The following is a 10,787-nucleotide window of genomic DNA, read 5'->3' as shown; positions in this document are numbered from 1 at the left end:
GTCTCTACCGAAGGATCATCTTGCAGGGTCGCTGAGGCCATACCATCTCAGCATTCACCCTGCTCTTTGGTGTGGTAATCGTTCTATGACACCCTCTATGTTGGTCTACAGGTTCCCCTTCCAATTTGAATTGTTTTATATGACCTGGTGATGGAATCGGGAGTTGCCATATCATGTAGTAATTTAGATTCGACCCACTGATTTTCTGTCTGGCTACATAATCTAAGACATAAGAATTCAACAAAGAGAGGAGAACAAGACTTTCTGAAGCATCAGGCCCATTAAAAACACTAAGACTATCAGCTGCTCCAACCCTCGGTAATATAGATCCTATCACTGTTCTCGAGTCAGTTGAGCGAGTTATAGTTCGAAGGGCTAGATGCCAATCTCCACGATGTTTCTCAGTAAATTCTTCTTCAGGTATCCAATACCGAGGAAGAGACACTTTTTGCTTATTATTGAGATCCTCTAAACTCAGCTCTTTAGCCTTCCCATCATCGATCTCTTCCTCTGTCACCCCCTCAAATGTTGCAAACCTGTGATTATATTGATGGAATAATTTTGATTCATAAAGGGGAATGTACCGTTCTTGGCTTTTCTCAAATGAGTTATTGTTTAACACCCACCCATTGTCTCTCAATTCGCTCTTAGTCCGGAATAGGCTTGCTGCATGACTCATATGAAACTCACCGCCACTCTCAATATCCCATGGATTCCCATCTTCCTGGTTTTTCACTTTGAGAGCTCCTGTCTCGGAATAAATTTTGTCTATTAGACGCACATCCGCTGGGTTTTCGATAGTGGGTAGATTGTTGGTGTTCGGATTAATTCGTTGAATGGTCTCTTGATCAAGTTTGAACAAGCGATTATCTTCCTCAAACTCCTCTATTTTGCTTAGTCCAAACCCTAGTTTGATATTGTCTTTCGCTTGACTGGCACCAACCATTGTCAATAGGCAGAACCTGTAGCTTTTGTGTACATCTGTGAAAATACCATGCTTATTTTCGAAATCAATTAATGAATTCAGACGCTTACTATCAACAAGATGACTGAAAAAGTACTGAGTTCTAGAATTGGTAGCTATCCCTGTAGGGACTATAATGCCAGCATGACCTTGACCATTAATTTCATCAAGTGACAGCTCTGAGAACAGAGCGTAAGTATTTAAATTCCCTCTGCCTGTAAGCGAATAGCGACCACTATTTTGTAGGAACTTAGTTCTCTGCTCAAGCCTAATTTTATCGTTTTGGTATTGAGTATATAATTCGGGATTGGCCTCCTCCAACTCCGAAATCAATTTTTTCCGTTCCGAAGCATTTCGTGCATTGGCAATCTGTGGCTGTGACACTGCAAAGTATTCTTTTTCTTTTAATTCAACGCGTTCCCAAGGTGGATTGCCTAGAATACAGTCGAACCCTCCCTGATTTGAATAGATGGCAGGGAATTCTAAAGGCCAGTGGAAGAAATCTTGCGAGGTTGCGATCTCACTGGCAAATGCTCGAACGGATTCCAACCCCTCAGTATCTTCGGCTGAAGCGTTGACAGCTTCTGGTGGATTGCGCCTGATTTTCTCTATTGTCTCGGGGGTTGGATACGGTGTGATTGATCCGTCCATTGGCCAATAAAAAGCGGCTGTCCATACGTCATGGACGAGTTGCTCACGTTGTAGCGCATCACTGTTCCTGAATTCATCGAATAACTGTTTCTTCTTTTGAACATCGTCAATCCTATCTTCCTCAATCTGATCTAATTCTTCAGCAATAGATACATACTCGTCACCTTCATCCCAGTCCCAATCTAATCCGCTTTGGACGCCACTATTCTGTTTACGAACTTCTTTCCGGACAGCATTCCCCTCGTGCCAATCACGGCCCCCAGACGTCTCAAAGGCATCCTCAGGCACCCCTTCTTTCACTAATTCCGATGTGGTACCAATCAGCGAATTTCCCTGTTTAATTCGGTGATCAAGGAAACTCAAGGGCTTATCCTCAACAGCAGAATTAATCCAGAGGCTGACTTTTGCTAGCTCTACAGCCATCGGGTTTAAATCGACCCCGTACAGGCAGTGCTGCGCAACTGTCCGACGTGCCCGACGTACTATTTTCTCATCAGGATAGGCTGACTCAGAGCGAATCTGAGCGAGTTCTTGACCCAAGTAATCATTGGCAGCGATAAGGAATGCCCCACTGCCGACAGCTGGGTCGCAGACGGAGATATTCAGCAATTGCTGCTCCTGTTTTTCAGTGTCGGCGTCGTAATCTACCCGTTCGTTTACGACTGGCTCTAATGCGCTCTCGATTAGCTCATTCACCAAGCCTGGATCAGTGTAGTAACTCCCAGTTTCTTTCCGCTCCATTCCGCGATTATCGAGGTAGAACCGACCTGGCGAGACTGTCCGATCTCCGAGTTCAACCACATCAACGGCGACTTGTGGGGTGAATTCTAGTAGACTCTCGTAGACCGCACCAATTTCCTCAACCCCTAAATCGGCATAGGAAATCCGCTGTTGAAACCCATCTTGCTCCACGTGGGTCAAGTTGTAGACTGCCCGCAGCAAGTTCTCGTTTGGGCAGTCCGCTTCTGTAATATACGATAATTTCTCGTCATCGAACAGCCCACCATTGTAGCCGGGTACATTGAGCGCTTCATCACCTTGCCCAACAAGTCGGAAAGTTGCCTGCAATCCTTCCCACAGATCTGCATTTCGCGCTCCTTCTTCCCGTCGCTCAGATCGCTCACGAAGCTTTGTGACACTGTACTCCTCGGTGTATAGACTGTCACGCTCGGCCATCATCCCACGCTGCTCGGCAAACAGTAAGAAGAGCAGCCGATAGACCACATAGAGGATATCTTGATAATATGCTTCTGCAGCATCCTGGTTGCTATCAGCGATAGCTGCCCGGATGTCCTCATTGAGGAACCCATTTCCAAGCGTTTCGATCGCGCTCACAACATTTGATTGCAGTCCTTGGCCGACCTTGACACCGGTAGACAGAGCGATTTGATAGAGTTCCTCTAAGGGTGATTCCGGTTCATCATCTTCAGGCCCGGCATCATCTGCCGGGATGAATCTCGAGGCATGACACAGCCGGAACAGTGCCCGAAAGTCCCGATAATTTCGGTTAGTGAAAATATTCTCAAGATCGAATTCTACGTAGCCACGGGTGTAGGTGTGATAATAATCACGCAGGACTCGAAGTTTCAGCCCATCAGTAACCACACCCCATTGCTGGTCGTCGCTGGCATTCAGGAATGTCTGCAGTTCATCATGCGGGCTCTTATGTCGCCCCTCAGCACCTGGGTGTGATCCATCTCCTAGCCCATGTTCGGATATATCAGCACCTTTTGAGCCCGGTTGAATTGTATGGATAACCGGTGGGATCTCCCCATCCATGGTACCGAAGGAGTCCACACTTTCTGGGTGGTCCCATCCGTAGTGTGATAGCGCCGCAGTGACACCGTCTGCTGCAAGATGACCCTGATTGTAGACCGGAGCAAAGTCCAACGCTTCGATAAGTGGGATAATCCACTTGTCTCGTGCGGCTGAGACGTCCATTCCAAACAGTTCGTTATCTTGGGTTACGCTGTCCCAGCGTTCCAGCAGGGCCTCCCAGTGTTTCGCGATCGTATCTTCAATAGCACCGTCTGTGGGCGGGTCTTCGCCAGGAAGTGCAAACGTCTGTGGATCGACTGCAGACTCATTGCAATCTCGCGCACGGAGTTTCTGCACCAACTGGTCAGTAAGCAACCCACCACTGGTCTCGATGAACGTAGTTGACTCAGTCTGTGGCCGGTACCGACTTGTCTGGTCTGCGGAATTGGATTCAGAACTCATGCGGTGTTCTCCTGGGGGTCCGTGATGTCGCCTGCGAGTGACTCAAACTGCGCTTTGATCTCATCACGAGTATGGTAGTAACCATATTCGTCCATGTCACGCCGGCGGATCTGATCGAACGAATCGAACAGTCTCTCGAAATCATCCGATTTGATGCCGTATACGTGGCACAGGAGTGCCTCCAGTTCAAATCGCATCGCTTCGCGCGACCGATCGTCACCCGAGAACTGGAACGGCGTCTGTTCGACGCCTAATTCGGCGGCAAACGGATCCAGATCGGTTGCTGTGTAGGATAACTGCAGCGCTAACTGATTGATCCGATTACGGATCGGCTCTCCATCCAATTTCACAGCTTCAAGCCGGTCTGGAGACGGCACAGGGAGCTGTCTAATAATAAAATGACTCAAGTGTGTCCCTCCGACTTTTTGTCGAGCAGCGAAATCTAATGGGAATGAGTTGAAGCAACTCAGCAGCAGAAGTGCTTCCTCAGGAGAGGCCCCATAGATGTGATTGAGCGTATCGCCAGTTGCAACTCGTGGGAGTAGTGCACAGATTGCTGTTCGCTCGTCATCATCCCGTGCAATATCCCTGAGTACAAGATGCCAGCCATCGTCCCGTTTCGAGATGTATTCTTCTTCATCGATCCAGTAGCGTGGGATTGCATACTCGGTCGGATCATCGAGCTCTTCCTCAGTGAACCGTCTGGCATCCCTATCACCAAAATCGGATTCTAAAACGTTGGCAAATGTCGCAAACCGATGTGTATACTGATGCATGAGCTTTGATTCATAGAGCGGAATAAAACGAGTTCCGTCATTTGATTTTTCAAACCAATTCCCATCTCGCACATACGATTCGTCGTCGTTGAAATCTTCCGCTGTCCAAAATAGCTGTGATGCATCGGCCATATTGTACATCCGGCTGATGTCTATCCCCCAAGGGTTCCCACCGTCTGCTTCTTCATTGACCAACGCTCCACTGGTCTCATACATTCTGAGGGCCAAATCAGCCTCTTCTGGGGTTTCAAACGTAGGACTGGTCCCGGTGTTTGGATTCACACGCCGGATATCCTCACGACTGAGTCGATAGCGCCGATTCTCGTTTTGGACCTGCTCGATTTCGTCCATTCCAAAGGCCACTTCGAACTCTTCGACTGGTGCGTCGGCTCCGGTGAGGGTGAACAAACAAAAGTGGTAGCTGTTGTGCACCCCTGGGAAGATATTCTTGTTATTATTGTAATCATACAGGGACACGAGACGCTGGTTCTCGACGATATGTCTAAAGAAATCAGCCGTCGTGTGATCGGTTGCAATCCCGGTTGGCACGACGACACCGACTCGGCCCGTCGGGTTGACATTGTTCGCGTACCATTCGCTGAATAGAGCATACGTATTGACGTGGCCTTGCCCAGAGAGCTCGTATTTCCCGCTGTTTCGCATGAAATTCATGAGGTTCGCAGCGCCTTCGGCTGCTTCTTGATACTCCGCATAGAGCTCTGGATACTCGGTTTCCAACGCATCGATCATATCCGACCGCTTGCTTGCCGTTGACGCATTGGCTATCTCCGGCGCTCTGACGGCGAAGAATTGCTCTTCCTCGAAATTGAGCTTCTCCCAGGGTGGATTGCCGAGCAGACAATCGAACCCACCGTCATCAGCATACACCGCGGGGAACTCCAATGGCCAGTGGAAGAAGTCATGTGACTCTGCAATTTCACCGGCGAACGCTCGAACAGCTTCAAGCCCCTCTAGATCCGCTGGTGTCCCCTCGACGGCTGCTGGTGGATCACGGCGAATTTTCTCGATCGTTTCGGGTGTGGGATAGGGTGTGATCGACCCGTCCATCGGCCAGTAGAAAGCGGCGGTCCACACATCGTGAACGAGTTGCCCACGTTGGAGCGCCTCACTGTGGCTTAATTCCTCGAACAGTCGCTCTTTTTCGTGGACATCATCGATCTTATTTTCTTCAACCCGATCCAGCTCTTCAGCCAGGCTGACGTACTCATCGCTCTCGTCCCACTCCCAATCTAGACCACTCTGGACGCCACTGTTCTGGCTGCGGACTTCTTTCCGGACAGCGTTTCCATCGTGCCACTCGCGACCGGCAGACGTCTCAAAGGCATCCTGGGGAACCCCACTGCTCACTAATTCCGGTGTAGTACCCAGAAGCGAGTTCCCCTGTTTGATCCGGTGATCAAGGAAGCTCAGGGGCTTGTCTTCAACGGCGGAGTTGATCCAGAGGCTGACTTTTGCCAGCTCGACGGCCATCGGATTAAGGTCGACACCATAGAGGCAATGTTGGGCGACCGAGCGTCGGGCCCGCCGGACGGTGTCTTCAGCTGGGTAGGCAGACTCAGATCGAATCTGGGCGAGCTCTTGCCCCAGATAATCATTGGCAGCAATCAGGAACGCCCCACTGCCAACTGCGGGGTCACAGACAGAGATACTGAGTAGTTGCTGTTCTTGTGTCTCGGCATCAGCATCGTCGTCAACTCGATCCTCTACCACGGGTGCCAGTGCACTTTCGATGAGCTCGTTGACCAGCCCCGGGTCAGTGTAGTAACTCCCGGTTTCTTTGCGTTCCATCCCCCGATCATCGAGGTAGAATTGCCCCGGCGGAATGGACCGGTCTTCGAGCGGGACCACTTCGTCGGCAATCTGTGGCGTAAACTCGAGCAGACTCTCATATACAGCGCCGATTTCTTCGACTCCCAAATCGGCATACGAGATTCGCTGTTGGTAGCCATCCTGCTCGATGTGTGTCAGATCATACACTGCCTGTAGCAGTTTCTCGTTGGGACAATCTGCCGTATCGATGTACGACAGATTGTCATCATCGAACAGCCCCCCATTGTAGCCGGGCACGTTGAGTGTCTCATCACCGTCGCCAACGAGTTTGAACGTAGCCTGAAGGCCTTTCCAGAGGTCGTTGTTGCGTGTCCCCTTTTCGCGGCGTTCGGAGCGCTCACGAAGCTTTGTGACGCTGTATTCCTCCGTATACAGACTGTCACGTTGGGCCATCATGCCGCGTTGCTCGGCAAACAGCAGGAAGAGCAGTCGATATACGACAAACAGAACGTCTTGATAGTACGCTTCAGCGTCGCCTTGGCTGCCCGCAGTCAGCGCCGCACGGATATCTTCGTTGAGGAACCCATTCCCCAGCGTTTCGATGGCGCTGACCACGTTCGATTGCAATCCTTTGCCAACTTTCACACCCGTCGAGAGGGCAATCTGATACAGCGACTCTAAGGGGGATTCGTGCTCATCGTCAGCTGATTCAGCCCCGGCCGTGGCGATGAAACGAGACGCATGACAAAGTCGATAGAGCGCCCGGAAATCCCCGTAATTCCGGTTGGTGAAGATATTCTCCAGGTCGAATTCGATATATCCGCGCGTGTAGGTGTGGTAGTAATCGCGCAGCACCCGTAGCTTTTGGCCGTCAGTTACGATTCCCCATTGCTGGGCATCACTGGCGTTCAGGAATGTCTGGAGTTCATCATGCGGACTTTTTGATCGTCCCTCGGCACCGGGATGGGTGCCATCGTCGAGGTCTAGGTCATCTGCACCGGTCGGTTGGGCACCTGGCTGGACGGTATGGAGTACTGGGGGGATTTCACCACCCATAGCGCCAAAGTCTTCCACGGATTCCGGGTGGCCCCACCCATAGTGGGACAACGGCGCCGAGATACCGTCGGCTTCGAGATGAGCGTTGTTATAGCTCGGTTCGAAATCGAGTGCTTCCAGCAAGACCATGATCCATCGCTCCCGAGCAGTCGAGACGTCCATCCCAAAGAGCTCGTTGTCCTGCGTGACGGTATCCCAGCGCTCCCGCAATTGCTCCCAAGCCCGTCCGATCTCATCCTCGAGTTCGGCTTCGGTAACTGTGTCCTCGCGGCCGAGTGTGAACGTTTCTGGGTCGACGGCAGTCTCACTACACTCTCGCTCGCGGAGCTTCCGAACGAGCTGCTCAGTTAGCAACCCACCACTCGTCTCGATGAATGTGGTCGAATCCGTCTGTGGTCGGTACCGGGCCGTGCGGTCCCCAGCGTCAGTATCCGTACTCATTGTTCAGATGGGTAGTAGAGGCTGACAGTCAGCAGATCATCACTGGCAAAGGAAATCGTATCAATTCCCTCGAGCGATTCGCCATAGCCGGACTCTTCAAGCCGTTCACGCATTTCACGCCGTTCCTCGGCGATCTCGTCCCGTCGCTGGTAGGCGTACTCACGAACCGTGTCCTCCAGTTGCTCATGTTCGATTGCACTCTCCAAGTCGAACGTGGCTTCATCTCGAGTCCGATTGGCCGGGCGACTCTCGGCCTGAATCAATTCCTCGACCCGTTCGTGGGAGAGTGGTTCATCGCCATAGATCGGCAGGCCAACCTGAATCAACTCCTCCATCACCGATGGTTGGTCGCCAGTGTGGGCAAAGTACCGCACCAGGGCCGTGTAGATTGCCATGGGATCTTCGACTTCGTCAGCTCCGCGCATTGCAGTTCGGCCATACCGGTCTTCATCCGTCAGGCCGACCTCTTTGACGGCCTCAATGAGTTGCTGTACCAGTGGGTGTGCGATGTCCAGCATCTCCACATCGGCATCTTGTGTCGCTCGCTCCGGATCGAAGGACACACGCGTATACTCGGCTTGAATATCGGGGCCACGTAACTGGGGATCGTTTACCTCGATGGAGAGTGTCGCATCAGCATTCCAATCGAGCTCACACTCAAACATATCCAGGCCGCTTTTGACGAACTCCTCGACTGCATCCGGGCCACCAATCAATTCATGGGCTTTCTCGCGTCGACGCCGCACGTCCGAGAGATCAACATCTGTGTGGCCGTAGAACGACTCCGACTGAATGCGTTGCAGCGTCTCATCATCGAACGCACTGTGGGTTGTGCTTGGCTGACTGTCGCTGCTGAACTCATCGAGACTCGTTTGTGGGATTCCTACATCTAACCCCTCGTTCTCGATGAGCTGCAACACACCTTCATCATCATCCAGATAGGGCGGTGAGAAGCCGTACTCCTCGCGGATGTCCTGGGCTTTCTGAATGAGGGTCTCCAGCACTGCCCGATCCATCTTGTCTTCGACCACCATCGTCCGGATGACGACTTCGTTTTCGGCCTGCCCATAGCGATCGATCCGGCCGTTTCGCTGTTCAAGCCGATTCGGATTCCAAGGGAGTTCGTAGTGAATGATCTGATTGGACGCGTGTTGCAGGTTCATCCCCTCGCTGATCACGTCTGTCGCGATCAGGACGGCAGGATTTGTCTCTGCGAACTCCTGAAATCGCTCCTGGCGCTGGGCCTCATTGAGATCGCCATAGAGTGTGAAGACCTCCAAATCCTCGCTCAGGTCGGAGGTGACGTTCGTTTTTGCGTTTTCGATCTCCGCTTCCAAATATTCCAGCGTGTCTACGTACTTGGTGAAAATGATGACACGTGGATATTGAGAGCGAGCCGGGAGTGTCTCCTCTAAGAGCCGCTGTAGTTTGCCGTCCTCCGAAAGTGTCACTTTCTCGGCAGCGGCTTTGGTCTCTTCTAAGGCCTCGAGTTCCATCTCGATCGCTGCTCGATCGCCGGCGACAATCCGCTCGACTCGCTCCCCGAGCTCGGCTTCGTCGTACTCTTCGCCCGGGTCATTGTCCAGGGCGTTAGCCTGGGCCATTTCTTCGGTCACGCCGGCGCTGTCATCGATTTGGGCAGCTGCCTCGTCGAGTTCCTCGAGTTGGGCGGTGAGTTTCTCCTCTCGGTTGGCCAGCGATTCCCGTAGTGCGGCTGGGCTCGAGAGTGCTCGTTTGAGAAAGTGGACCATTGTCCAGCGAGCCAGCGTCCGATTATCCGACTCTTTGGCGGCGTCCAACAGCGCATCACCATACGATCGGACAGAGTCATACATTGCCGACTCCGGACCCGTCGGCGAAACGGTGACAATGTCTTGATCGCGGTCCGGGAATGGGCTCTCTGTGTCGTCCTCCTGGAACCACTCTTCGACGTCGGATCGGCGGCGCTGGACGACGTGCTGGGTGGCGATCTCGCGGTTGATGTTCGGATTGGCTTGTGACCCCGAAACCATCTGTTCGTTTACCATCCGGAGCAGGCTGGCATAACAGTCCTTGTAGCCATTGTGTGGCGTCGCCGTCAACAGGAGGGCGTGGTCTGCATTGTCTGTGATATCTTGGGCAAATTCCCAGCGTTGTTTGCTCACCGACTGATGCTTAGATTGTTGGTGGGGTTTGGCCGCCTGGTGGGCCTCGTCCATAATGACCATATCCCAGTCTTGCTCCAGAATCTCATGTCGGATACTCGGCTGCTTGGCATAGTCAATACTGACGATTAGCTTCGAATAGTAATCCCACGGACTAGTCCCGGGTGGAATCTCCTTTTCCATTGCTCGCCGCTTCCGGCGGTCGATAATCGGAGCATCAATGTGGAAGAAATATTTTAGCGCTTGCCGCCACTGGTCCCGTAGATTAGCCGGCGTGACGATGAGAATATCCTCGGCTCGGTTCCGGGCAAGAAGCTCGCTGGTGATGAGACCAGCTTCAATGGTTTTCCCGAGCCCGACGTCATCAGCAAGCAGTAGCCGGACCTGTGGCATATCCAGTCCCATTACAACTGGCGTCAGCTGGTACTCCGTCGGAATGACACGCGATCGCTGCAGGCTCATCAGCGGTGCCGTGCCATGGAGCATCGAGAGGCGATTGGCCTGAATTAGCAGATCCTGAAACTGGGGATTTCCGAGCCGATCGATATCTGGGAGCGGGAGATCACCCCGTTCGATCTGTTCAATCGGATAGTAGAACCGGTGTTTCTCGCTGTTGTTCCCGTCAAGCGGTGTCGCAGTCACAACGGCATCATCGATCTTATCTACGCGCCACAATCGATTCCGGTTCCGGATTACCTGGCCAGGCATCAGGTTCTCCAACAGCTCTGAATCCGAACTCATGCC

General features: G+C 52.3%; 3 protein-coding genes. All 3 read right to left on the bottom strand.

Features of this window, described 5'->3' with window-relative positions:
* Window positions 1-4: 4 nt before the first annotated feature.
* Genes WDJ60_RS11130 through WDJ60_RS11120 form a run of 3 tightly spaced genes read right to left on the bottom strand, consistent with a single transcriptional unit; the run spans window position 5 to window position 10,784 of the window.
* On the bottom strand, window positions 5-3,835 hold the full coding sequence (locus WDJ60_RS11130) for an Eco57I restriction-modification methylase domain-containing protein (RefSeq protein WP_340100506.1): 3,831 nt from the start codon (window positions 3,833-3,835) through the stop codon (window positions 5-7).
* Window positions 3,832-7,899, bottom strand: coding sequence for an Eco57I restriction-modification methylase domain-containing protein (locus tag WDJ60_RS11125; protein ID WP_340100505.1), 4,068 nt, complete (start codon window positions 7,897-7,899; stop codon window positions 3,832-3,834). Before WDJ60_RS11125 ends, WDJ60_RS11130 begins: the two co-directional genes overlap by 4 nt.
* The gene (locus tag WDJ60_RS11120; RefSeq protein WP_340100504.1) at window positions 7,896-10,784 is read right to left on the bottom strand and encodes a helicase-related protein; all 2,889 of its coding nucleotides are present in this window, start codon (window positions 10,782-10,784) and stop codon (window positions 7,896-7,898) included. Before WDJ60_RS11120 ends, WDJ60_RS11125 begins: the two co-directional genes overlap by 4 nt.
* Window positions 10,785-10,787 lie beyond the last annotated feature (3 nt).

Origin of the sequence: Salinibaculum salinum, from assembly GCF_037645885.1 — an archaeon.
Taxonomy (GTDB): domain Archaea; phylum Halobacteriota; class Halobacteria; order Halobacteriales; family Haloarculaceae; genus Salinibaculum; species Salinibaculum salinum.
Note: the sequence above shows the minus strand (reverse complement) of the source record. Positions and strands in the feature narration are given on the sequence as shown.